Annotated in this window: 24 protein-coding genes; 14 read left to right on the plus strand and 10 right to left on the minus strand. The window is 64.6% G+C overall.

The genetic code is table 11. The features are described from left to right. Positions 1-108: 108 nt before the first annotated feature. Positions 109-441, minus strand: a complete 333-nt coding sequence (locus ACX80T_RS02450; protein ID WP_035747490.1) for a hypothetical protein — start codon at positions 439-441, stop codon at positions 109-111. Between the two features lie 486 nt (positions 442-927). After that, positions 928-2157, minus strand: a complete 1230-nt coding sequence (locus ACX80T_RS02455) for an alpha-hydroxy acid oxidase (protein ID WP_459303597.1) — start codon at positions 2155-2157, stop codon at positions 928-930. Between the two features lie 156 nt (positions 2158-2313). On the opposite strand from ACX80T_RS02455, the gene ACX80T_RS02460 reads away from it, so the two are divergent. Both ACX80T_RS02460 and ACX80T_RS02465 read left to right on the plus strand, forming a co-directional pair. After that, complete coding sequence (locus ACX80T_RS02460) at positions 2314-3054, plus strand: FadR/GntR family transcriptional regulator (protein WP_459303598.1); 741 nt, start codon at positions 2314-2316, stop codon at positions 3052-3054. Between the two features lie 37 nt (positions 3055-3091). Beyond that, the gene (locus tag ACX80T_RS02465) at positions 3092-3619 is read left to right on the plus strand and encodes a mycothiol transferase (RefSeq protein ID WP_459303599.1); all 528 of its coding nucleotides are present in this window, start codon (positions 3092-3094) and stop codon (positions 3617-3619) included. A gap of 14 nt (positions 3620-3633) precedes the next feature. On the opposite strand, the gene ACX80T_RS02470 is transcribed toward ACX80T_RS02465, so the two are convergent. From ACX80T_RS02470 to ACX80T_RS02480, 3 genes are all read right to left on the minus strand, one after another. Beyond that, the gene (locus ACX80T_RS02470) at positions 3634-4290 is read right to left on the minus strand and encodes an alpha-ketoglutarate-dependent dioxygenase AlkB family protein (protein ID WP_459303600.1); all 657 of its coding nucleotides are present in this window, start codon (positions 4288-4290) and stop codon (positions 3634-3636) included. A 231-nt stretch (positions 4291-4521) separates the two neighbouring features. Then, entirely contained in the window at positions 4522-4770 is a 249-nt protein-coding gene (locus ACX80T_RS02475; protein WP_019484108.1) for a hypothetical protein, read from the minus strand. An 83-nt stretch (positions 4771-4853) separates the two neighbouring features. Continuing rightward, positions 4854-5528: a phosphoribosyltransferase gene (locus ACX80T_RS02480; protein ID WP_459303601.1), complete on the minus strand. Its 675-nt coding sequence runs from the start codon at positions 5526-5528 to the stop codon at positions 4854-4856. 248 nt (positions 5529-5776) lie between these two features. Here ACX80T_RS02480 and ACX80T_RS02485 point away from each other — a divergent pair, with 248 nt between their 5' ends. Beyond that, a complete protein-coding gene (locus ACX80T_RS02485; RefSeq protein WP_459303602.1) occupies positions 5777-6838 on the plus strand; it encodes a baeRF2 domain-containing protein in 1062 nt (353 codons plus the stop codon). Positions 6839-6846: 8 nt separating this feature from the next. On the opposite strand, the gene ACX80T_RS02490 is transcribed toward ACX80T_RS02485, so the two are convergent. Beyond that, positions 6847-7626, minus strand: a complete 780-nt coding sequence (locus ACX80T_RS02490) for a phosphatase PAP2 family protein (RefSeq protein WP_459303603.1) — start codon at positions 7624-7626, stop codon at positions 6847-6849. Positions 7627-7666: 40 nt separating this feature from the next. Here ACX80T_RS02490 and ACX80T_RS02495 point away from each other — a divergent pair, with 40 nt between their 5' ends. From ACX80T_RS02495 to ACX80T_RS02505, 3 genes are all read left to right on the plus strand, one after another. Continuing rightward, positions 7667-8341, plus strand: a complete 675-nt coding sequence (locus ACX80T_RS02495) for a pyridoxine/pyridoxamine 5'-phosphate oxidase (RefSeq protein ID WP_019484112.1) — start codon at positions 7667-7669, stop codon at positions 8339-8341. Between the two features lie 114 nt (positions 8342-8455). Next, entirely contained in the window at positions 8456-9586 is a 1131-nt protein-coding gene (locus ACX80T_RS02500) for a glycosyltransferase family 4 protein (RefSeq protein WP_459303604.1), read from the plus strand. Between the two features lie 30 nt (positions 9587-9616). Next, positions 9617-10456 (plus strand): SGNH/GDSL hydrolase family protein, encoded by an 840-nt coding sequence (locus ACX80T_RS02505; RefSeq protein ID WP_459303605.1) that lies wholly within the window; start codon positions 9617-9619, stop codon positions 10454-10456. Here the strand turns inward: ACX80T_RS02505 and ACX80T_RS02510 are convergent. Next, positions 10453-11832, minus strand: coding sequence for a short-chain fatty acid transporter (locus ACX80T_RS02510; RefSeq protein WP_459303606.1), 1380 nt, complete (start codon positions 11830-11832; stop codon positions 10453-10455). The two genes, ACX80T_RS02505 and ACX80T_RS02510, sit on opposite strands and share 4 nt — an antisense overlap. Positions 11833-11988: 156 nt before the next feature. Here ACX80T_RS02510 and ACX80T_RS02515 point away from each other — a divergent pair, with 156 nt between their 5' ends. Beyond that, positions 11989-12945 carry a ribose-phosphate diphosphokinase gene (locus tag ACX80T_RS02515; RefSeq protein ID WP_459303633.1) on the plus strand — a complete coding sequence of 319 codons (957 nt, stop codon included), beginning with the start codon at positions 11989-11991 and terminating at the stop codon, positions 12943-12945. A 106-nt stretch (positions 12946-13051) separates the two neighbouring features. On the opposite strand, the gene ACX80T_RS02520 is transcribed toward ACX80T_RS02515, so the two are convergent. Then, positions 13052-13792 carry a maleylpyruvate isomerase family mycothiol-dependent enzyme gene (locus ACX80T_RS02520; RefSeq protein ID WP_459303607.1) on the minus strand — a complete coding sequence of 247 codons (741 nt, stop codon included), beginning with the start codon at positions 13790-13792 and terminating at the stop codon, positions 13052-13054. Between the two features lie 132 nt (positions 13793-13924). Between ACX80T_RS02520 and ACX80T_RS02525 the strand changes: the two genes are divergently transcribed. After that, complete coding sequence (locus tag ACX80T_RS02525) at positions 13925-14473, plus strand: acyl-CoA thioesterase (RefSeq protein ID WP_459303608.1); 549 nt, start codon at positions 13925-13927, stop codon at positions 14471-14473. Between the two features lie 54 nt (positions 14474-14527). Here the strand turns inward: ACX80T_RS02525 and ACX80T_RS02530 are convergent, their stop codons facing one another. Next, positions 14528-14812 (minus strand): acylphosphatase, encoded by a 285-nt coding sequence (locus ACX80T_RS02530; RefSeq protein ID WP_459303609.1) that lies wholly within the window; start codon positions 14810-14812, stop codon positions 14528-14530. Between the two features lie 46 nt (positions 14813-14858). Here ACX80T_RS02530 and malQ point away from each other — a divergent pair, with 46 nt between their 5' ends. The 6 genes from malQ (at position 14859) to ACX80T_RS02560 (ending at position 21494) form a co-directional block, all read left to right on the plus strand. Beyond that, positions 14859-16985, plus strand: a complete 2127-nt coding sequence (malQ, locus tag ACX80T_RS02535) for a 4-alpha-glucanotransferase (protein ID WP_459303610.1) — start codon at positions 14859-14861, stop codon at positions 16983-16985. Between the two features lie 128 nt (positions 16986-17113). After that, positions 17114-17494, plus strand: a complete 381-nt coding sequence (locus ACX80T_RS02540; protein ID WP_019484121.1) for a DUF7793 family protein — start codon at positions 17114-17116, stop codon at positions 17492-17494. Continuing rightward, a complete protein-coding gene (locus ACX80T_RS02545; protein ID WP_019484122.1) occupies positions 17495-19030 on the plus strand; it encodes a putative bifunctional diguanylate cyclase/phosphodiesterase in 1536 nt (511 codons plus the stop codon). It begins immediately after the preceding gene. 9 nt (positions 19031-19039) lie between these two features. Next, complete coding sequence (locus tag ACX80T_RS02550; protein WP_116777963.1) at positions 19040-19831, plus strand: class I SAM-dependent methyltransferase; 792 nt, start codon at positions 19040-19042, stop codon at positions 19829-19831. A 153-nt stretch (positions 19832-19984) separates the two neighbouring features. Further along, on the plus strand, positions 19985-21388 hold the full coding sequence (locus ACX80T_RS02555; RefSeq protein ID WP_116777962.1) for an OFA family MFS transporter: 1404 nt from the start codon (positions 19985-19987) through the stop codon (positions 21386-21388). A 1-nt stretch (position 21389) separates the two neighbouring features. Beyond that, a complete protein-coding gene (locus tag ACX80T_RS02560) occupies positions 21390-21494 on the plus strand; it encodes an MFS transporter small subunit (protein ID WP_019484125.1) in 105 nt (34 codons plus the stop codon). 127 nt (positions 21495-21621) lie between these two features. On the opposite strand, the gene ACX80T_RS02565 is transcribed toward ACX80T_RS02560, so the two are convergent. Beyond that, positions 21622-22605, minus strand: a complete 984-nt coding sequence (locus ACX80T_RS02565) for an aldo/keto reductase (protein WP_116777961.1) — start codon at positions 22603-22605, stop codon at positions 21622-21624. Positions 22606-22652: the final 47 nt, after the last annotated feature.

A 22652-nucleotide genomic window follows, 5' to 3' on the forward strand; every position in this document is an offset into this window, starting at 1 on the left:
CCTCTAAAGGTCACCTCAAAAGTATGGTTTGTTATTACTACGAGGACCGCCCCAATTTGGCAAAGTCTTTCCGAAATACCCGAAGGATTCCCGCAGGTTTTGCCAAACTCAGGACGCTTTGTCCGAGAACCACCAGTCAGGCTCGTGGGTGGGAGCTGGTTCAGAGGAGCGCCGCGCACTCAGATCGGTCACCACGGGGCTAACCCTGTTGCCTGTCTGCGCGCGCGTCCGAGTGAGAAGCATGCGGGCTACGGCCAGCAGTAATGCGGGAATTGAGACCAGGACCGCGACGCTGAGGGCATACATTGCCAGCAGCGCGTGAACAGGGGATCCGAAGAGGCTGGCGATGAAGAAGCTGCTGCCGAGCCAGGCCCACACCCAGAACAGGAGTACCGCGTAAACCAGCGCACGAGCACGCCGGTACTGCAACGGATAATTCATCCGCTGGTGCTCCATTCGCTTGGTCCCAGTAGTCGATGAAACCCGCAAAAAGCGGGTTTCAAGATTGATACTAGCCCCAAATCTGTCACTTGAACGTTTTATCGTCGTTAATAGGACGTGACCAGAAATAAAGACGAAAGAATTCGCGTCGACCGTGTGTATAGCGGCAAACTCTGGACCCGAGTGAATTCCGTCGGCGCTCGGGGTCGGCACCCGTTCGTACTCGTCTGCGGTATTGGCGTCTCATCCCATTACTTCGAACAGCTTGCTCCGCACCTGGAGCAGTCCGGGCCAGTGTATGCGCTGGACCTTCGAGGACTCCAATAAATGTAACGGGGCACCGCACAATCGCAGTGGTCGGTCGATGAGGGAATACGCCGACCTCGTCAACAGGGGGTCGAAGGCGCACAACGACGGCAAGAACCAACAGGCTGAAGCGCAGCGCAAGCTCCCGCGAGACTAGCCGCCCGCGAGCAGCGTGAGCCGCTAGAGCAGTCGCACGTGGTCGGGGTTGAGGTCTTCCACGCGGTTTACGCCGAGCAGTTGCATGGTCCGCGCGGTCTCCTTGCTGAGGATCTCAATGGTCCGGTCCACACCGGCTCGTCCGCCTGCCATCAGCCCGTACAGGTAGGCCCGCCCAATCAGGGTGAAGTCGGCGCCGAGAGCCAGTGCCGCCACAATGTCGCCGCCGCTCATGATGCCGGTATCGAGCATGATGTTCGTCTTGCCCTTCAGCGCGGCCGCGACGTCCGGGAGCAGATGCAAAGGGATTGGTGCCCGGTCCAGTTGGCGACCGCCGTGATTGGACAGCACAATTCCGTCCACTCCGTGGTCAACGGCCTTCTTGGCGTCGTCGACTGTCTGAATGCCCTTCACCACCAGGTTGCCCTTCCAGACCTCACGGAGCCAGTCAAGGTCCTCGTAGGTGAGGGTGGGATCGAACATGGAATTGATGAGGTCGGCCACGGTTCCCGAATAGCGGGACAACGAGGCGAAAGCCAACGGCTCATGGGTGAGGAAATTGAACCACCAGGCCGGCCGGTAGGACGCGTCCAGTACCGTCTTCGCGGTGAGTGCTGGCGGGATGGTGAGGCCATTGCGCACATCACGAAGCCGCGACCCGGCCACCGCAGTATCGACGGTGACCATAAGGGTGTCATTGCCCGCCTTGGCGGCGCGGCTGATCAATTCCATTGACCGGTCCCGGTCGGTCCACAGGTAGAGCTGGAACCAGTTCCGCCCATTCGGGGCCGCCGCAGCGACATCCTCGATGGAGGCGGTGCCCATGGTGGACAGCGTGTAGGGGATGCCAGCGGCCTCGGCCGCCTGCGAACCGGCATATTCGCCTTCAGACTGCATCATCCGGGTGAAACCGGTGGGGGCAATGCCGAAGGGCTGGGCGGAGGACTGACCCAACACGGACACCGAGGTGTCAACCGTCTCCACATTGCGGAGGATGCCGGGCCGAAATTCCAGGTCGAGGAATGCGCCCCTGGCCCGCCGTAAGGTAATTTCCGCTTCCGCCGCGCCATCCGTGTAGTCAAAGGGGGCGGTGGGAGTGCGCCGCTTGGCCTGATCACGGAGATCCCAGATAGTGCTGGCGCGCCTCAACCGGGCGGCAGCGCCCAGTTCAGGTTTCTTGAACTGCATCAGGGGGGCGAGGTCCTTGACTTTCGGGATGCGTCGTTTGAGTGCTGGGGGAATCTGGGATGGCATGCTGACCTCGCTTCAATCCGGTGTGGTCGGACCACAGGGCTTTTGGTGGACTCTACCGTCACCCGGCCCAGCCACGCAAGCATTGATAGCTGCCAGTGGTTGCGTTGCGCCTTCGTGCTTTGCCCCTGTGGTCCGACCGCTGACTACTATTGGTGCATGCGTAACCATGAGCTCGTGCTGTCGTGGATTGAAGCCGAGTTGGCTGCGGGTCGGCTGGCCGTTGGCCAGCGGCTTCCAGGCGAGCGCGCGGTTGCTGAGCAATTGAACGTGTCCCGCGCATCGGCCAGGGAAGGCATCCGTGTCCTTGAGGCGATGGGGGTGGTGCGGGCGGGGGTAGGGTCAGGCCCTGGTGCTGGCACTGTGATCACCGCAAACCCGGCCGTGGCGCTCGGCGCAGCTCTTCGCTTCCACGTGGCCAGTTCGCATCTTCCAGTGGAAGACATTGTCCAAACGCGGTTGCTGCTCGAAACCTGGGCCGTCGGGCAGGCACAAGCCACCGCGCCGTCCATGGCGGTCGCCGAGGACCTCCTGGATGAGATGGACAATCCCGGGTTGGCGGCCGCCGAATTCCTCCGCCTCGATGCCCTGTTTCATGTGGCGCTCGCCGAAGCGGCCGGGAATGTGCTGATCGGCGCGATGATGTCCTCGCTTCGCGGGTCGATCGAGTCCTACACGCTGGAGTTGACCAGCCGCCTGCCGGACTGGACCCGCACTGTTGAACGCTTGCGAGCCGAGCATCGGGCCATCTTTCAGGCGATCGCCGACGGGAACAACAACAACGCCGACGACGACGACGCCAGCGACGACAACGACGACGCCGCCCGCTCGCCGGGGCCGGATGCCTCAGTCCTGATCGCCGACCATATCGCTGGCTTCTACCGCGAAGCGGGTTTATAACTCAGGGACGACGCGACGAATAGACGGAGGCAACCCGATGAGTGCAACGGCAACCCTTGAAGAGGCCTACGGAAGAATTCCGGACGCTGTGCGCAGGGCCGTCACCGGTCTGGACCCGAGTCAACTGGCGTTCAGACCCGCCGGCCCCGGCAACGTGGCAGGAAATTCAATCGCCTGGTTGGTCTGGCATCTGGCGCGGGTCCAGGACAACCACATTGCCGACGCCGCAGCGCTCCCGGAATTATGGGTCGTCGGCGGTTGGGCTGGACGTTTCGCCTTGGACCTCGATGAATCGGACACGGGGTACGGACATTCCTCGGCACAGGTGAGTAAGGTTCGCCCCGCCAGTGCTGACCTATTGGTCGACTATTACGACGCCGTGCATGCCCGCACGCTGGAGTTTGTCACCGGGCTCGACGAGGCGGACCTGCGCCGGATCGTCGACACTTCCTGGAACCCTCCCGTGACGCTTCAGGTCCGACTGGTCAGCGTGATCGAAGACTGCATGCAGCACGTCGGACAGGCGGCCTATGTGCGGGGTTTGCTGACCCAGGACCAGAACTAGGGTCTGGATCCGGACTAGGCGCGGGGTGCGGTGAGCCCGGTTTCGCGGAGCGTAATGTTCAGCCTGCCTTTGAGGCCAAGTGCCGGATCGCTGGTTCCCGGCTGGGTTTTCAGTACACCGTGGTAGGCAAAACGGGAAGGGCCTCCGAAGACGAACAGGTCACCTGATTCGAGGGCAAGGTCGGTCCAGGGCTTGTTTCGGGTCTCGGTGTTGCCGAAGCGGAAGACGCAGGAGTCGCCGATGCTCAGGGAAACCACTGGGGCGGGGGACCGCTCATCCTTGTCCTGGTGCATTCCCATCGCCGCCCCATCATCGTAGAAATTCACCAGGGCGGCGTCGGGTGCGTAACTGTTCGGACCGCCGTAGGCAGCGGTCACTGCATCGCGGCCCAGCTGGGCCAACCACTCCGGGAACTCGGCCACCTGGCCGCCGCCGGCGTCGTCGGCGGTCTTGGTGTACCGGTAGGGCTGCCAGTGCCAGCCCAGGCACACGGTCTTGACCGACATCATTGATCCGTTGGGCATGCGGGCGGCCCGCATCGGGACGGGCCCTGCCGCCCACCCGCGGCACGCGACAACCAGTTCGCGTTGCTGCTCGAGGCTGAGCCAGCCGGGTAGGTGGACGGCGCCCGGAGCGGGTTCGCTTCGTTCCCGCGGCAGTAAGGAATCCATGCCTCAATTGTGGCCGATCATTAGCAGAAACGGCCCGGAGGGCCAGAAACCGCAGTGTGCAAGCGGCAGGTCTTGGCCTTTCGGCCGTTTCTGCAACGGGCCCCGGGCAACGGGTCGGCACCGGCCTCCGGGCTCGGGTAGCGGGTAAGGGGTAACGGGCGCGGCACCGTTGGCCTTTCGGCCGTTTCTGCAACGGTAACGAGGCGCCGGGCAGCCGAGGAAGGTGGCGGGTTAGGTGGTCCAGAAGGTGAAGTCGTCCTGGCTGAGCGCCAACCGGGTATCCACTGCGTCGTCGCGCATCCAGACGGTCCCCAGCCCGGGGGCGGTTTCCTCGACCTGCCCGCGGTAGAGCACCTCGCGCTGGAGCCGGGCCTCGATGCGGTCACCCCGTTTCAGGGAACGCAGGCTGCGGATGCGGCTGCCACCGCCGGGGGTGGGGTCGGTGCGGCAGGGTTCGGCGTTGATGCTGGCCGTGGGCATGCTGGTCCTTTAGGTTGTGACGTGCGGGAGGGTGCTGGCCACTGCCAGCTATCTAGTTATGTCAACCGCACGATGGGTCGTTTTTATTCCGGAGGCCGCACCAAGAGTCGTTGCACCTCGTCGTCGGGCACCTGCCCGAACTGGTGGTACGCCTGCCCGACGGATCCGAGCGACGGCGCGTCCCACAGCCAGAACGTCTGATCGGCCAGCGGGCGGATTCCGGCAAGGGAGTGTCCGAGGAAGACCGGGGCTGCCACCCACAGTTGGGCTGGGCGGAGCTGTCGGACGGCGTGGAGGGCAGCGCGGAGGGTGGCGCCGGTGGCCACGCCGTCGTCGACGATGACGATGGTCCGCCCAGCGATCTCCAGCGGCGGCAACCCGGCCCGATACAGTTCCTCCCGGCGTGCCAGTTCAACCAGTTCGGGGGCGATCGCCGCCTCGAAGGCTGCGTTGCCGTCACCGGTCAGGCCCGCAATAACCCGTTCGTTGCGGACGGTGCTGAGGCTACCGCCGGCGGTTGCGACAGCACCCATGGCCAGCTCGTCGAACCCCGGCACTCCGATCTTGCGGACCAGAACGACGTCGAGCGGGCAGCTCAGCGCCGCCGAAATCTCGGCGGCGACCGGCACCCCTCCGCGGGGAAGCCCAAGGACCAGCAGCCCGGGGGAACCGGCGAACGGCAGGAGAGCGTGGGCGAGTTGGCGGCCGGCGTCCTGCCTGTCGTCGAACTTTCGGGGTGTTGCGGACTTGCTGCGCATCGTCTGGGTCTGTTCATCAGAGGCGAAGAGTGGTAAACCGAATGCAACCCTACATTTCCGGCGAGGTCAAAGTCGATCACCGGAGGAACCAGGAGGCCCGCCATGAAGCTGCGGGACACCACAGGAAGACCGCCATGGGAGCCGCAGCGCGGCCGTCGCGAGTGGAAGTCGGGTGGGGTGAGATGACTCCAGCACTTCATTCCCACAGCGCCCTGTATAAACGACCCGGCCCATGGTGCACCATCTATATGGACGCCAGTACCGGGTCCGGGGACTCCCTCCACGCCGATGACGCACGCCCAGACGCGATCGCCGCGGCCCTCCACAAGGCCGGTGCAGGCCGGCAGGATATCCAGGCGGTCGGCGCCGCGCTCAGCAGCTCGGCGAAGGGTCTGCCAGACCCCGTGGCGCGATTCCTTCTGGTCAACGACGGCGAGGTGGCATTTGACGAGTTCCTCCCAGGCCGGCTGGTGATGCAGGAGGTGCACGACGTCGGCCCCGTCCCCAACCTGGTGCCACTGGTCCGGCACCGCCCCCAGGAGTTTGCCTATGTGGTGGCGGAGGCGGGCCGCGACGGCGGAACCATCCACCTGCATCGGGTCAACAGGTCCGACGACGAAAGCACCGAGGTGGAAGGGTCCACCGAAAACCTCAAGAAGATCCCGGGCGGTGGCACGTCACAGGGTGGGTATCTGCACCGGACCGAAAACATCTGGCGCGCCAACGCGGGGGAAATTGCCGATGAAATTGATCGGGTGGTGCGGAATAGCCGCGCGAAGCTGCTGATCCTCGCCGGCGATATCCGGGCGCGGAACCTCGTGGCAGAACAGCTGTCGGAGGCGAGCCGGGCCATCCTGAGCGTGGTCGAGAGCCACACCCGGACGGATGGGGCTGACCGGGATGCGTTTGCCCGGGAGGTGTCATCGCGGGTGGCTGCCTGTGTCGCTGGAGAGCAGCAGCAACTGCTGGAGCGTTTCGAGAACCAGCAGGGAAGGGAGCATCCCGAGTCTGTGGCAGGACTGGGCGCTGTGGTTCATGCGCTTCAGCAGGGTCAGGTGGGGACTCTCCTGATTGAGCGTTCCGCCTGGGACGATCAGCGGTTGCTGGCGCTCGCCGCCGAACCCTGGATCGCGGCTTCGACGAACGAGATTTCCGGCGCCCGTCTGATCGGTACCCTTTCAGCGCCCTCGGCTCTCCTTCGCGCGGCCGCGCTCACCGATGCCGACGTCGTGCTGTTCCCGCCCGGGGCGCTCGACCCGCACCGGATTGCAGCACTCCTGCGCTGGCCACTCGGACCAACCACCCCGTAGCGGTCCGGTTAGGTGGGCTCACGCGGGTCGGAGATTGTGAGCCAGAGCCGATGCGTGGTGATCACCACTGCCAGCCACCCGAGGCCGAGCGTGGCAGCAACCACCACATCCGTGACCCAATGGTGGCCCAGATAGACCCGGGTGGCGGCCATCAAAAGGGTGAATATCAGAGCGCCGGCGATGATCAGGGCGCGTGAGCGGTTGCGGTGCGCCCCCAGCACGAGCAGGTACGCGATGATGCCGCTGATCACCATGGCGTTCAGCGTGTGTCCGCTCGGGAACGACGGCGACGATTCGTACGGTGGGACCGCAAACTCAAGCGGTGGGCGCAGCCGTCCGATCGCATTTTTCCCCAGCACGGTCATCAGCAGCGACCCGGAGGCTGCGACCGCCACGAGGACCAGCGGTGTCAGGGACCGGCGTCGAAAACACAGGCCGGCGATCGCGGCGGCGGTAAGCAGCGGCATCATGATCGGACCGCCCAGGAACGTGAAACCGCTCGCCAGCGCCACGAGGACCGGATTACGTAGCTGCACTGACGCATCAAGGGCCGGCTGGTCCAGGACGGCAATCCCATCCGTTTCCGCGACCGCCTCATACACTTCGGCCGACGCGAGGGCCAGGGACACCGCGATGCCGACGCCGACCGCCAGGATCAGCAGCATGGCCCAGCGCGGTCCGATCCAGCGGGCCAGGGCACGCACCCAGCGCACTGTGACCCGTCCCACCGGGGTGGTCCAGCGGGTGTAATCCCTGCCGCCAACGAAATGGTCCTTGTCGGATGTCATTGGTCGACTCTAACGCGACGGCGGGGCCTAGGCTGAGGGGATGAATGATCACCAATCACTGCGCGACCTGGTGCACGGGGTCGCGGTCTTCCCCGATGAGCTGCCTCACTTCGATCCTGCAGCCGTGCCGGATTCGCCGGTGCACCTCTTCCATGAATGGCTGGCGGCTGCTGTCGATGCCGCGGTGATGGCACCGCATTCAGTCACCGTTGCAACGGTGGATCGGGACGGCCTCCCCGACGCCAGAGTGGTGATCCTGAAAGACGTGACTGAGCAGGGGTTTTCCTTCGCCAGCAGCAGCGACAGTCCCAAAGGACGCCAACTGCAGGGTTCCCCGGCGGCCGCCCTGGCCCTGTTCTGGCCCACGATGGGCCGTCAGATCCGCATCAGGGGCAAGGTTCGCCCCGCGGGCGTCGAGGAGAACGACGCCGACTTCCGCCGCCGCCACCCGGTGGCGCGAGCGCTGGTGCTCGCCGGTGAGCAGAGCAGCCGCCTGCGCGATCGGGAGGAACTCGACGCCGCCGTCGCTGCCCAGCTGGATCGGTTCGACGCCCTCGACGGTGAAGCTGCCGCTCCCGGGTCGGCCACCTGGACGGTTTACACGGTGGTCCCGGACACCGTCGAGTTTTGGCAGGCCGACCCCGAACGTCGACACCTGCGGTTGCGCTATGCCAGTGACGGCGACGGCTGGTCGCGGGCCCTGCTCTGGCCGTAGGTTCGGTCGGGCCGCCGCTACCCGTCGTCGTCGTCGCCTGCTGTTCACCGACCCTTCGGATCGGGGACACCCGCCCGTCACCTCTGACCAATCCGGCGGTGGCACCGTGGGGGTGTGAGGATCGTGATTGTTGCTGAAACATTCCTGCCCGCCGTGAACGGGGTAACCCATTCCGTCCAGAAAATGCTCGAGCATTTCGCGGCGCGAGGCGACGAGGTGCTGGTGATCGCCCCCTCCGGGGCCGGCGGGGCTGAGCCTAACCGTGGACGGACGGTCCGCATCCACCGGTTGCCCGCCGTGCCCCTGGCCGGGTACGGGAGCGTTCGGGTGGCGCTGGGCGGTGTCACCCGGGTACGCAATATTCTGGCGGACTTCGCACCGGACATCATCCACCTCGCTTCGCCCTTTGAGCTGGGGTGGCGGGCGGTGCGTGCTGCCGAGCAGCTTGGCATTCCCGTGGTTGCCGTCTACCAGACTGATGTCCCCGGCTACGCCGCCCGCTACGGTGTCCCATTCCTCGCCAATTGGGCGTGGCAGCGGGTTGAGAACATTCACTCAGGCGCCGCCCGCACCCTGGCGCCGTCCACCTCAGCTGTCGACCAGCTGCGCGGGCACGGTATTCCGCGGGTGCATCTGTGGCGGAGGGGGGTCGATACGCGACGGTTTTACCCCGGTCGGCGGGACCATAACCTGCGGTCGGTGCTCGCCCCCGGAGGGGAACGCCTGATCGGGTACGTTGGCCGGCTCGCCGCCGAGAAGCAGGTTGAGGATCTGCGGGTCCTGGCTGATATCGAAAACACCCGACTGGTGATCATCGGCGATGGCCCCCTGCGGGGCACCCTTGAGGAGGCCCTCCCGAACGCGGTCTTCACGGGGTTCCTCGGTGGGGAGGAACTGGCAGCAGCCGTCGCCAGCCTTGACCTCTTTGTGCACCCCGGAGAGCTCGAAACCTTCTGCCAGACCATCCAGGAGGCCATGGCCTCCGGCGTGCCGGTCGTTGCCACCGGCAGGGGCGGACCCCTGGACCTCGTCGATGTCTCCCGTACCGGTTGGCTCTATACGCCCGGCAACCTGGACCAGTTGCGCGGCCAGGTGATGGACCTGATCGGGGATGACGCGAAACGTCAGGCGTTCGCGGAGGCCGCCTTCGCGAGCGTGCAGGGCCGCACCTGGCCGGTGCTCTGCGAGCTGTTGGTCCAGCACTATGAAGAGGTCATGGAGGAACATGCGCTGCTTCGTCTCTGAGGCCCAGGGCGGTGTAGCCGCCACCGCGGTATGAGCGAGCGCACACGGCGGTACGTGGCGCTCGGCGATTCCTTCACCGAGGGGGTGGGGGATCCGAGCAAACACCTGCCCAACGGCGTCCGCGGCTGGGCCGACCGGGTGGCCGAACGGCTGGCGAAGGACCAGCCGGGATGGGAATACGCAAACCTGGCGGTGCGCAGCAAACGACTGCGTCACATCACCGCCGAGCAACTGGAACCAGCGCTGGCTCTGCGCCCCACCTTGATCACCCTCTACGCCGGAGGCAATGACATTCTCGACGCCGGAACCTCGGTGCCGCTCCTCCTCGCGGCGTACGAGGAGCTGGTGGCACCGTTGGCGGCGACCGGGGCCAGGGTGCTCCTGTTCACGGGGTACGACGTCGATGTGTCCCCCGCGCTCCGGCTGCTGCGCAAGCGCCACCAGCTCTATAACGACGGCGTCCGCCAGATCGCGGACCGGTACGGCGCGGACCTGGTGGATTACTGGGGCTTCGAAGCCTACGAGGACCGGCGCATGTGGGGGCCGGATCGGCTGCACATGTCGAAGGCTGGCCACAAATACATGGCCACCCGGGTGCTGGACCTCCTGGAGGTGCAGCATTCGGTGAAACTGAAGGACTGGGAGCCAGCGGTCCCAAGGACATTCAGGGAGTGGGAACGCGCCCAGCGCCGGTGGATCCACGACTGGGTGCTGCCATTGGCGGGGCGCAAGATCCGCCGGGTCACCCTCGGCGACAACCTGCCCCCGCGCTGGCCCACCCCGGTGGTGGTGCCACCGAAAGGCGGGCTTCGCCGCCTCGTGAAGGACCAGGGCCTGCCTGCGACGCTGGGCGGGCCCGGCGTGCCCTAGCTTGCCCCCACAATCAGCAGGATCCCGGCGAACACCACTCCTGAGACGATCAGGGTAACCATGGTGTAGCCCAGGATGTCGCGCATCTTCAGGCCAGCGATCGCCAGCAGCGGCAGGGCCCAGAAGGGCTGGATCATATTGGTCCACTGGTCGCCGTAGGACACGGCCATGATCGCTACTGCGGGGTCTACGCCCAGCCGTTCGGCTGCGTCGAGCATGATCGGTGCCTGCACCGCGAACTGTCCGCCACCTGATGGTACGAAGAAGTTCACCAACCCTGCGGAGAGCAGGGCGAACAACCCAAACGTGGTGGGGTTGGCGATGCTCACGAAGGCGTCCGAAACCACGTTGATGAGGCCCGTCGTCGTCATGATGCCCATGATTCCGGCGTAGAGAGGGAACTGGAGAAGAATTTCGCCGACGTTTGACGCAGCGTTCTTGGTCAGCGCGATCAGCTCGAAGGGGCTGCGGACCAGGAGGAAGAGCAGGGCGAGGAACGTCCAATTGACGATGTCCAGGGTGGCGGTGCCGCCCTGCACATAGTGGACCACCAGGTAGGCAACCAGCGCCAGGCCCAACAACGTGGTGAGGATACGGCTGGCGTCGATGCGGTCGGCGGGGGTGACGACGTCGTCGTTCAGCGCGACGTTATCGGTGTGCCGGGCGTCGACCTGCAGCTCGGAAATCCTGTCCCCGGAGCGGGGAGACACCAGTGCCAGGGCCGCGCTCACCAGGACGATCGTGGCGATGGCGGCAGTGATGTTCCACCAGGAGAAGGTGGTTTCGGTGATGGGGATGGTGGTGCCGAGCTGCTCGGCGATGAATGAACCCTCGGTCGCCGCGGTCAAGGGGCCGGACCCCGAGTAGCCCATATGCCACACCACGAAACCGGAGAACCCTGCTGCGACCAGCATCGGGAAATGCAGTGCCATGCCGCGCTCGCGGGCCTGCGCGGCAACCTCCTTGGCGAGCAGGCCGCCGACGACGAGGCCCAGCCCCCAGGTGATCAGCGACGCCGTGGCGGCAACCACGAACACGAAAACATAGGCCTGCATCGGGCTTCGGGGGATCCCGCCGAGACGGGCCAGCAGTTTCCGGACCGGGCCGGTGTGGGCCAGCGCGTGACCGAGCAACAGGATGAGAGCCATCTGGGTCATAAAGGCGAGCAACCCTGACAGGCCGTCGCCCCACCCGTTGAGGACGTCAACCGGCCCCGCATCCGTGAAAATCAGCGCGGCGACAGCGACGACGAGGCTGAGTACGACGGCGAACACCAGCGCGCTGGGGAGGAAACGTTCAACCACCGAGTTGATCGGACGCATCGCAGCCGACACCGCTGATGTTTTTTGTTTTGTTGGGGGACCGGAGGTCGGCATGGCTGGGTTCTCCTATGAATAGACGTCATTGTCGGTTCGGTAGGGCTCCGATCCGGCACCAACGTTACTTCACCGGCAACCGCCGCGGGTCAATCTGTACGACAATGGTGTCCACAGCATCATCCCCACCAACTGCCGTGGAAAGGTAAGCCGTTGATCAAAGAGATCGCCGTGTTCAGTGGACAAGCAAGTGGGGGATTCGCCGAGGAGATCTGCGGGCACCTGGGTGTGCCGCTGCTCCCGTCACGGCTGCAGCGCTTCGCGAACGACTGCCTGGAAGTGCAGTTGCTGGAGAACTGCCGTGAACGGGACGTATTCATTGTGCAGCCGCTGGTCAAGCCAGTGCAGGAGAACCTGATGGAGCTGCTCATGATGATCGACGCCGCCCGCGGGGCCTCCGCGGGACGCATCACGGCCGTGATGCCACACTATTCGTACGCGCGTTCGGACAAGAAGGACGCACCGCGCATCTCCATCGGCGGCAAGCTGGTGGCGGATCTTCTCACCACCGCTGGCGCATCCCGGGTCCTCACCATGACCCTGCACGCGCCGCAGGTGCAGGCGTTCTTCGGCGTTCCCGTGGATCAGCTGCACGCCCTGCGGGAACTCGCCGCCCATTTCAAGGACCTGGACCTGAGTAACGCCATCGTGGTGTCCCCGGATCTGGGGAACGCGAAGGCCGCGACGGCGTTCTCCCGACTGCTGGGCACGCCGGTCGCCGCCGGGGCCAAGGAACGGTTTGAGAATGACCAAGTCCGAATCACCTCCATCATCGGCGACGTCAGAGACAAAGACATCGTGGTGCTTGACGACGAGATCGCCAACGGCAGCACCGTTCTGGAGCTGCTGGATCACCTGGCGAAAATGGGAGCACGGAAGGCGCGGGTGGTCTGCACCCATGGCATTTTCTCCAACGGAGCCGTCGAGCGGATCGCCAAGCGCGACGACGTCATTGAGGTGCTCTGCACCGACACCGTTCCCATCGGGGAAGACAAGGCCCATCCGAAACTGAAAGTCATTTCGGTGGCCAACGCCTTCGCCGAAGCGATCCGTCGTATCCACACCGGAGAATCGGTCAGCGCCCTCTTCCAGTCAGAGGACATCAGGATCTGACGTTGTCCGCGGTCGCGGCGGAACCCGGGGTAGCCGCCGGGTTGTTGCCGTCGTCAGGTCGTCCTCCGGCGTCACTACGGTGAGGTGGCGGCCCAGGGTCGCTGCCCTAGGTGGCGGAGGCCAGACGTCGTCGGAGTTCGTCCGCCGCGCCGCTCTGCGGGTTTCCTTCCGGCAGTGGTCCACGGCCCCAGAGCCAGAGCAGCAACTCGGCGGGCCTGCCGCTGATCTGGGCATCCGCCTGGTCACTGACCTGGCGTTCAAGGGTGACGACGTCCGGGGCGATAGTCAGGGTCCAGGCTAGTCCTGCGCTCCGCAGGGTGATGGTGGCGCCGCTGGCGTCGTCGTCGGGCTTGCTCCGGACGAGCATCACGGTGAGGATTTCATCGATGCCGTCCACCGCAAGGTCGGGGTCGATTGGGTGGGGATGGCCCAGCGCGGATTCGAGGTCATAGCGGTGGATGGACGTTTCGTGGGCGAGCCTGCGGATCCAGAAACCGACCGTCTGGTCGTCCTTGACCCAGGTGAAAGCCGGATCCGTTGGTGCGTGGGCATCGAACTGGTCCATCAGCCGCGCGTAGCACTGTTGCAGCGCGGGGACCGGCTGCATCTGGTCCAGCTCTGGTGGCGGCCAGGTCCCGGTCGGCCTGGCACCGGTCCGGATGGACTCGGACTTGTGAAGGTACACCATCGCCGTGTGGCGAATCAGGTCCTCCCCGGTCCAGCCCGGGCAGGCGGATACCGCAGAGGTCAGAGCCGAGGGCGCCAACTCAACCATCCGGGCATGGTCGCGGGCCAGCAGCGCACGGTACCGGTCAAAGGGAAGGGCATACGGATACGGAGCTGTCATTACCCGAGTCTAGGCACAATGCTGGCAGAAGGCCGTGAGCCCGGCGGCCAGGAACTGGTGCGGGGCCCGTCCGGCCGCAAAGACTCATCGCCTGTTTGCACCCCGGATGTTACTGGCCGGTAATATAGGTTCATGCACCTTCTGTTTCGGACCCTGCTGACCCTGTTCATCTCCAGACGCCGCCCAAAGTTGAGTATCTGGGGAGAGTCTTCATTGCCGCTCCGTGTCCTGCCCACGGACATTGACATCGCAATGCATGTCAACAACGGCATGTATTTCTCCCTCATGGACCTGGGCCGGTTCGACCTGATGATCCGCAGCGGCACCTGGTCAATGATGCGGCGTAGGGGCTGGAGCCCGGTAGCCAACGGCGAGACCATCAGCTTCCGCAAATCCCTGACCCTGGGTCAGCAGTACACCATCGAGACCCGCATTGTCGGGTTCGACGAGCGTGCCATCTACTTCGAGCAGCGCATGGTCAGTGGGGGCGAAATCTACGCCAAGGCGGTCATCGCCACCCGGCTGGTCTCCAAGGACGGCCCGGTCAGCAACGAAGACATCTTCGCCGCCCTGGGGCAGCCCCCTGCCGCCCTGGTCCTGCCGGAATGGATCCACGAGTGGCGCCTGAACAACTCATTGCCCAGCACCAGGCGCCCCGCCCCGCACGTCTGGGTCCGGTAGGTCTGGTTCGAGTTTCCCGCACGCGGAAGGTGCCAGCCGGCCGCCCGGCGGGACTTATTCGGTTGAGAAATCAGTGAACTCGCCGGTCGGAGCACCGTAGGACCCGTCGACGTCGTTCACCCGTCCGGGAGCGGCGGTGGAGCCAAGCCAGGAGGCCAGTTCACGGACCGCCCGATCGGCGCCCTCGGCCACGATCAGCACCGACCCATCTGCCCGGTTCGAGGCGATACCTGAGAGCCCCAGCGCCAGAGCCCGTTTGCGGGTGTAGTAGCGGAACCCGACACCCTGCACGGTTCCGGTCACGGTCGCTGTGAGCCGGGTTTGCTGCTGTTCATTCATCGGTTCAGCGTAGCGAACCACCTCTCAACCCCCTAGGTTTGAGGGTATGCCTGCAATCGAAACATCCAGCACGTCCAGACCACCCGAGCCAGACCTCCTGATCCGCCTCGCCGAGGCTCACCGCGTGGGCACAGCGTTCCGGGGCTGGGACGGCCAGGAAAAGAGTGTCAGCCCGCAGACCCTGACGAAAGTGCTGAGCGCGCTCGGTGTTGCCTGCGAAACGAACGACGACGCCGTCCGGGCGCTGCACGACGCCGAAACGGCTCCCTGGCGGCGGACGCTCCCTCCCGTCGTCGTCGGCAGGGAAACGGTGGTCCAGGACGTTCCGATTATTACCCCAGCGGGAAGCCGGCCGACGATTCGCCTCGTGCTCGAAGACGGACAGCTGAGGGAACTGGAGCTGTCCGGCAGCGCCGTTGAGCAGTCAGAGATCGACGGCGTCCCCCTGGAACGCCTGCACCTCACCCTCCCGGGGGATTTGCCGCTCGGGTGGCATACCCTGCACGCGGTCCAGGCCGATGGCGCCGTCGCCGAGTGCACACTGGTTGTGACTCCACAGCGGCTGAACACCACGGCGCGGCTCAACCGAACCTGGGGGCTGATGGCCCAGCTGTACTCGGTGCGGTCCAAGGACTCGTGGGGGGTCGGGGACATCGCTGACCTGGGTCAGCTGGCAGCCTTCTCGGCGAGCAGGGGGGCGGGGTTTGTGCTGATTAACCCCTTGCATGCCGCCGAACCCGCTCCTCCTGTCGAACCCTCACCGTATCTGCCGTCTACCCGGCGCTTCTTCAACCCTCTTTATCTTCGGGTGGAGAACGTCCCCGAGTACGCGGCGTTGACCGCCGGGGCGCGGGATGCCATCGAACACGATGCTGTGACCCTGCGGCAGGCCAACAGTGACGCTGACATTCTGGACCGGGACAGCAGCTACGCCGCGAAGCTCAGCGCGCTGGAGAGCATCCACCAGGTGCCACTGACCGACGAAAGACAACGTTCCTTCGATGAGTTTCGGGCGCAGGAAGGTGAGGGCCTGGAAAGCTTCGCCCTCTGGTGCGCGCTCGCAGAAACCCTGCCCGCGGGAGCCCCCGAATGGGACGACCAGTCCTACCTCGACACCCGGCGCGTAGCCCTGGCGGACCGGATCGGGTTCCACCTCTGGCTGCAATGGCTCTGCGATGAGCAGCTTGCCGCCACGCAGCAGGGCGCGCTCGACGCCGGGATGACCATCGGTATCATCCATGACCTGGCCGTCGGCGTGCACTCCCACGGGTCCGACGCGTGGTCCCTGCGCAGCGTCCTCGCGGAAGGGATTAGCGTCGGCGCACCACCAGACATGTTCAACCAGCAGGGCCAGGACTGGAGCCAGCCGCCGTGGCATCCTGGCCGCCTGGCCGAATCCGGGTACACCGCCTATCGGGACATGCTGCGCACGGTCCTCAAACACGCCGGTGGTATCCGCGTGGACCACATCCTCGGCCTGTTTCGCCTCTGGTGGATCCCCGCCGGCGGCGGGTCCGGCGACGGCACCTACGTCTATTACGACCATGAGGCGCTCATCGGCATCCTGGCCCTCGAAGCGCAGCGGGCCGGCGCCGTCGTCATCGGCGAAGATCTCGGCGTGTTTGAGCCCGGGGTGCAGGACTACCTGGCCGAGCGCGGAATCCTGGGCACCTCGATCCTCTGGTTCGAGCACGACGACGACGGCCCGCGCCGTCCCGAAAACTACCGCCAGGCGTGCCTGACCAGCGTCACCACCCACGACCTGCCGCCGTCCGCCGGGTACCTGGCGGGCGAACACGTTGACCTGCGGGAGTCACTTGGGTTGCTGAACCGACCGGTTGAGGAAGAACGCTCGGCCGACCAGGCCGCCCAGGACTCGGTGCTGGCACTGGTCCGTGCAGTGACGGGACCAACTGCCGGAGGCGCCGCCGACACGGTGGAATCAACTGTAGAAGCGCTGCACCGGTTCATTGTGCGAACTCCTTCGGTGCTGCTCGGCGTCGCGCTGACGGATGCGGTGGGGGAGCGGCGCACCCAGAACCAACCGGGGACCAAGGACGAGTACCCCAACTGGCGGATCCCCCTCGCCGGATCTGACGGCCAGTCAGTGCTCCTCGAGGACCTGCCGGACAATGAGCGGTTTGCCGCCCTGGCGCGGGTGATGGCGGGTTGATCCGGGGGGACCGACTCATTCCGGGGCGGCGCCCCGAAGGTTCTATGCTGTAACCATGGCCCCCGCCGAATTATATTTCCCTCTCCCCTCCGCCTGGTCGCGCGCGTTGGGCTACCGAAGGATCCGTTGTGGGTGAGCTCCCGCCGGACGGCGTGCAGGGGATTGACGCCACCCTCAGTCGCGGTGCGGACAACATCCTGAGGCTGCGGTGGGCGCGAGGCATCTCAATCACTGAAGCCGACGCCCGCCTGGCAATGGATCAGGTGAACAAGCTGTGCGCTGGGGAAAGCCTCCCCATGCTCGTTGACATGGCGACAACGAAGGCCGTCAGCCGGGGAGCGCGAACGGTGTTCGGTCTGCCGTGCTCGGCCTCGCGGATTGCGCTCCTGGGCTCCTCGCAGGTCGATAAGGTCATTGCCAACTTCATTCTGGGCGTGAGCTCGCTACCGTGCCCCACAAAATTCTTCACCTCCGAACCGGCCGCGCTTGGCTGGCTGAAGGAGAGGTAAGTGGCGGAAGAGTTTGTGGACAAGCGGCTCGACGCCTTGGTGGAGGGAATTGTCCGGCTCTCCTCCGGAGACCTGTCAGCCAGGATGGAAGTTTCTCCCGCCCGGGATTCAATGGACGCCGTGATCAGCGGTGTGAATCTCCTGGCCGAGGAACTCGAAGTTCTCTATGAAGACCTGGAGCAGCGGGTCCGTGACCGGACCGCCCGCTTGCACGCGGCCCAGGTCGAGTTGGAACGAATGGCTATGTATGACAGTCTCACCGGTCTCCCGAACCGAACCTTGCTGCGCCGACGGATTGACGACGAAACGCTGGCCGCGGCCGCAGGGGTGCAACCTGCGGCATTGATTCTGCTGGATCTTGACGCGTTCAAAGCGGTGAACGATAGCCTCGGCCATTCTGCCGGCGACCAGGTGCTGATCGAAGTGGGACGTCGTCTTGAATCGACCGTCCGGGAATCCGATACTGTGGCACGGCTGGGCGGCGACGAGTTTGCGGTCTTGTTGCCGCAAACTGCCGACGAGATCGCCTGTGAAATCGCTGAGCGTATCCTTTACGCGTTGCGGCCGGCGATGATCGTTTCCGAAACCAGCATCCGCATCCTGGCGAGTATCGGTGTCCGGTGCGGTGAAGCCGGGCAGTCGGGCGAAGACATGATGCGCGACGCCGATACTGCAATGTATGTGGCGAAGAACCTTGGCCGCAGCAATGTCCAGGTGTTTCACCCAGCCATGCTGCAAGCGACGCACGAGCGTTTCACCATTCTCGAGGAGCTGCGTCAGGCCATCCCAGCAGGCCAGCTCAGAGTTCATTACCAGCCGCTGGTCTCCCTTCAGACCTCCACGATTATTGGCGCCGAGGCTCTGGTGCGCTGGCAGCACCCGGACCGTGGGCTGCTCTATCCGGACCATTTCATTGGGATAGCGGAGGAGAGTGGACTGGTCGTCGATATCGGTGAATGGATGATTAACGCGGTCGCTGCTCAGCTCGGAGACTGGGGGGATGTGTTGGATGGTCGGGACTTTGCCGTCCGAATCAACTTGTCCGCCGCTGAAAGCAGGGCCCCCGGTCTGGCTGACCTCATCGATCGGGCCCTCGCCAGGCATGCTGTTCCCACCGATCGGTTTATCGTCGAGATTACTGAGACTTCCCTGATGACTGATCCGGAGGCGAGCTCCGCCAATTTGCTCGGGCTGCGGGAGCTTGGCGTCGGTGTCGAAATCGATGACTTCGGTACCGGCTACTCGTCCATCAGCTACCTCAGGAAACTTCCCGCCCAGGCGGTGAAAATGGACAGCTCGCTGATCGAAGACATTGTCGATGATCCGAGGCAGTTGAAGTTTGTCGCTGCCGTCCTGCAACTGATCGAAGCGGCTGGTCTCCTCTCGGTCGCGGAGGGAATTGAGACGGCTGACCAGGCCAGGCTACTGAACCGAATGGGCTGCGATTACGGTCAGGGTTACTTTTTCGGCCGGCCGGCAGAGGCGGCAGTAATGGCAGGGCTAATCGGTAAAGGATTGCCCTCGCTGAGGGTTTAGTGTTGACGCGTGCCGACATTCCCGAAGAAATACCTCCTGCTGCCTGCGGTCATCAGGCTCTCCTCAGGGGTGCCCAGGGATCGTAATGTCGCCTGGGAAAACTATTGGCACCGGATTCAAAGCACAGGGTCCGACGGCGACGTGTTGTGGGACGCTGGCGGGGACCAGGAGTTCAATAGCTACCTTCCCGGCCTCAGCCGCACCCTGAACCCTGCGCTGCCGGTCATTGATATCGGCTGCGGCAACGGTGCATTCACCCGGTTGCTGGCCGCCCACTTCCCCCTGGCTGTAGGGGTGGACGTCGCCTCGAGTGCCACGTCCCGTGCGCTGACCGAATCGGCTCACCTCAGCAACGTGGACTATCGCACCGCCGACTGCACCGCTCCGGGGGCCGGCGAGCTCCTGGCAGCCGACTTTGGCCACTCGAACGTCTTCGTCCGGGGCGTCTTCCACGTCCTCGACCCGGCGGCCCGCACTGCCCTGGCCGCCACGCTCAAATCCTTGGTCGGGCCCCAGGGGCGGGTTTTTCTGGTGGAAACCAACTATCGAGGCGACGCGCTCAGCTACATTTCGCGCCTTGGCGCCTCGCCCGGCAGGATTCCCAAACCGTTGGAGCTCGCCATCGGCGGTCTGCCGAAACCCGGTCATTTCGGCCCCGCCGAACGTCAGTCAGCCTTCGACGACGAGTCCTGGGCTGTGCTCGAGGACGGTCCGGTGACCATTAACGCTGTTGCCATGCGGGCGAAGGGCGAGCCGGAGCAGATCCCGGGCTACTACGCAGCGCTCGCGCCCCGTTCCTGAGTCGACCAGGTCGTCAAAACTCATCGGTTGCCCGTTCAAACTATTATGTGATCTTCGTCTACCCTTAGTGAGGTTGAATATTGAACAATTTCACGCAGCGTCAGCGCCCGCGGTCCTGACAGTACCCACCGTTCCAGCACGAAGGAGACATTGATGAGTTGGCTTGCCCGCGAACACACCATCGCCCCGCCCGGGTTTAACCGTTGGTTGATCCCCCCCGCAGCCCTGGCGGTGCATCTCTGTATCGGCCAGGCATACGCCACCAGCGTGTACAAGAACGCCCTGGTTGAGCACTTCGATGCGAGCCTGACGCAGATCGGCGTGATCTTCTCGATCGCCATCGTGATGCTGGGCCTGTCGGCCGCAGTGATGGGCACCTGGGTAGATAAGAACGGCCCCCGCATGGCCATGTTCACCTCGGCTCTTTTCTGGACCGGTGGTTTCCTTGTCGGCTCACTCGGAATCTTCACCAACCAGCTGTGGCTCGTCTACCTGGGCTACGGCTTCATCGGTGGCATCGGTCTTGGCATCGGTTACATCTCCCCGGTTTCGACCCTGATCAAATGGTTCCCGGACAGGCCAGGGCTGGCTACCGGTATGGCCATCATGGGCTTCGGTGGCGGCGCCCTGATCGCCAGCCCCCTCTCCACCCAGCTGTTGCGGATGTATGACCCGAACTCCGACGTCGAGGGCTGGGTAGCCAGCGGCGATTCGGTGGGCATGCTCTTCCTCACCCTCGCAGCCATTTACCTCGTGTACATGATGTTCGGTGCGTTCACCATCAAGGTCCCCGCAGCTGACTGGAAGCCAGAAGGCTTCGACCCCTCAACAATCAAGACCAAAGCGCTCGTAACCTCCGATAACGTCTCGGCCAAGAACTCCATCAAGACCAAGCAGTTCTGGCTGGTCTGGATCGTGCTCTTCTGCAACGTCACGGCAGGTATCGGCATCCTTGAGCAGGCGTCCCCAATGATCCAGGACTTCTTCCGCGAGGCAGACGGCTCCACCGCGGTCACCGTTGCTGTCGCCGGTGGGTTCGTTGGGTTGTTGTCGATTGGAAACATGGCCGGTCGCTTCGTCTGGTCCTCCACCTCAGACATCATTGGTCGCAAGCGGATCTACATGATCTATTTGGGTGTTGGCGCATTGCTGTACACCACGCTGGCGCTCGCCGGCGCGGGCACCACGATCCTCTTCGTGTTCCTGGCCTTCTTCATCATTTCCTTCTACGGCGGCGGCTTCGCTACCGTTCCTGCCTACCTGCGTGACCTCTTCGGCACCTACCAGGTCGGCGCCATTCACGGCCGGTTGCTGACCGCCTGGTCAGCCGCGGGTATCGCCGGACCACTGATCGTCAACGGTTTCCTCGATGCTCAGGGCACACCAGGCGAGCTCACCGCAGCCGCCTACCAGCCGGCACTGCTCACCATGGTGGGTCTGCTGGTTATCGGTTTCATCGCCAACCTGATGATCAAGCCGGTCGACTCGAAGTTCCACGAACCAAAGGCGGCTCCCGAATCCGGGACGTCCACCAAAGAATCCGCTATGGAGGCATGAGATGAAGGTAGCAAGCACCACGTTCGTATGGGCCCTTGTGACCGTTCCCTTGGCATATGGGATCTTCCAGACCATGACCCGCGTGTCAGCACTGTTCGGCGGCTAACCACCCGCAGCTTGTAGTGCTGCACCAACGACGGCGGCCCCCACCCCTTGCGGGGTGGGGGCCGCCGTCGTTAACGAGCCGTCGTCGTCGGTCGACCAGCTCTCCGACCAAAGGGCCGGTGTGCCGTTTACCAGCGGGGGTGGATCGCTTCACGGAAGTGGCGGTCGTAGATATCACGGACGCCGTCGTTCAACCGGGCCCCAAGATCCCCGGTGTCCGCTGCTGCTGCGTTGGCGCGCGCCTGCTCCACGGTGCGGGCGCCGGGGATGACGGTGCTGACGCCGTCCTGCGCCACAATCCAGGCGATCGCGGCCTGGGCGGTGGTCACGCCGTCGGGAACCAAGCCCTCGAACTCCTTGACGGCCGTCAAGCCGGTATTGAAGTCAACGCCTGAGAAGGTCTCTCCGACGTCGAACGCTGAACCGCTGATGTTGTAGTTCCGGTGGTCGTTCTCGGCGAACGTCGTGTCCTTTGAATACTTGCCGGAGAGCAGCCCCGAGGCGAGCGGAACCCTCACGATGATTCCGACGCCAGCCTCCTTGGCCGCGGGCAGCACCTCGTCCAGTGGTTTGAGGCGGAAGGCGTTGAGGATGATCTGGATGGTCGCAATGTTGCCGTGTTTGAGGGCGGCCAGGGCCTCATCAGTGCGTTCGACGCTGACCCCGTAGTTGCGGATGGCGCCTTCGCTGACCAGCGTGCCGAGGGCATCGTAGACCTCGGCGTCGGAATAGACCGACGACGGCGGACAGTGCAGCTGCACCAGGTCAAGAGTGTCCACACGGAGGTTGGTGCGGGACCGGTCGATCCACTGGCGGAAGTTTGCCAGCGTGGAGTTCTCCGGCCTCTGCTCCACCCTGCGGCCCATCTTGGTGGCGACGGTGATGTCCAGGCCGGGGTTATCCGCCAGGAAGGCGCCGATGGTCTGTTCGCTGCGGCCATCGCCGTACACGTCGGCGGTGTCGAAGAAGGTGATGCCGGAATCCACGGCGGCGTGGAGGATGGCCGTGGCATCGTTGGGGTCTACGTCTCCCCAGTCGGCGCCGAGCTGCCAGGTGCCCAGCCCTACGGTCGAAACGGAGCGTGCGGTCTTACCAAGAGTTCGTTGTTCCATCCACTGACTCTAGCCAGCCGAGCGTCTGGCGCGGCAATCCCCGGATT

The organism is Arthrobacter sp. Sr33 (assembly GCF_054511195.1).

What these genes read in the sequence shown, in the direction of transcription:
- ACX80T_RS02565 (WP_116777961.1), bottom strand. Translation starts at nt 22,605, where the DNA reads ATGGAACAACGAACTCTTGGTAAGACCGCACGCTCCGTTTCGACCGTA.
- ACX80T_RS02490 (WP_459303603.1), bottom strand. Translation starts at nt 7,626, where the DNA reads ATGACATCCGACAAGGACCATTTCGTTGGCGGCAGGGATTACACCCGC.
- ACX80T_RS02520 (WP_459303607.1), bottom strand. Translation starts at nt 13,792, where the DNA reads ATGACAGCTCCGTATCCGTATGCCCTTCCCTTTGACCGGTACCGTGCG.
- ACX80T_RS02530 (WP_459303609.1), bottom strand. Translation starts at nt 14,812, where the DNA reads ATGAATGAACAGCAGCAAACCCGGCTCACAGCGACCGTGACCGGAACC.
- ACX80T_RS02495 (WP_019484112.1), top strand. Translation starts at nt 7,667, where the DNA reads ATGAATGATCACCAATCACTGCGCGACCTGGTGCACGGGGTCGCGGTC.
- ACX80T_RS02470 (WP_459303600.1), bottom strand. Translation starts at nt 4,290, where the DNA reads ATGGATTCCTTACTGCCGCGGGAACGAAGCGAACCCGCTCCGGGCGCC.
- ACX80T_RS02460 (WP_459303598.1), top strand. Translation starts at nt 2,314, where the DNA reads ATGCGTAACCATGAGCTCGTGCTGTCGTGGATTGAAGCCGAGTTGGCT.
- ACX80T_RS02455 (WP_459303597.1), bottom strand. Translation starts at nt 2,157, where the DNA reads ATGCCATCCCAGATTCCCCCAGCACTCAAACGACGCATCCCGAAAGTC.
- ACX80T_RS02555 (WP_116777962.1), top strand. Translation starts at nt 19,985, where the DNA reads ATGAGTTGGCTTGCCCGCGAACACACCATCGCCCCGCCCGGGTTTAAC.
- ACX80T_RS02560 (WP_019484125.1), top strand. Translation starts at nt 21,390, where the DNA reads ATGAAGGTAGCAAGCACCACGTTCGTATGGGCCCTTGTGACCGTTCCC.
- ACX80T_RS02510 (WP_459303606.1), bottom strand. Translation starts at nt 11,832, where the DNA reads ATGCCGACCTCCGGTCCCCCAACAAAACAAAAAACATCAGCGGTGTCG.
- ACX80T_RS02505 (WP_459303605.1), top strand. Translation starts at nt 9,617, where the DNA reads ATGAGCGAGCGCACACGGCGGTACGTGGCGCTCGGCGATTCCTTCACC.
- ACX80T_RS02475 (WP_019484108.1), bottom strand. Translation starts at nt 4,770, where the DNA reads ATGCCCACGGCCAGCATCAACGCCGAACCCTGCCGCACCGACCCCACC.
- ACX80T_RS02450 (WP_035747490.1), bottom strand. Translation starts at nt 441, where the DNA reads ATGAATTATCCGTTGCAGTACCGGCGTGCTCGTGCGCTGGTTTACGCG.
- ACX80T_RS02465 (WP_459303599.1), top strand. Translation starts at nt 3,092, where the DNA reads ATGAGTGCAACGGCAACCCTTGAAGAGGCCTACGGAAGAATTCCGGAC.
- ACX80T_RS02525 (WP_459303608.1), top strand. Translation starts at nt 13,925, where the DNA reads ATGCACCTTCTGTTTCGGACCCTGCTGACCCTGTTCATCTCCAGACGC.
- malQ (WP_459303610.1), top strand. Translation starts at nt 14,859, where the DNA reads ATGCCTGCAATCGAAACATCCAGCACGTCCAGACCACCCGAGCCAGAC.
- ACX80T_RS02485 (WP_459303602.1), top strand. Translation starts at nt 5,777, where the DNA reads ATGGACGCCAGTACCGGGTCCGGGGACTCCCTCCACGCCGATGACGCA.
- ACX80T_RS02480 (WP_459303601.1), bottom strand. Translation starts at nt 5,528, where the DNA reads ATGCGCAGCAAGTCCGCAACACCCCGAAAGTTCGACGACAGGCAGGAC.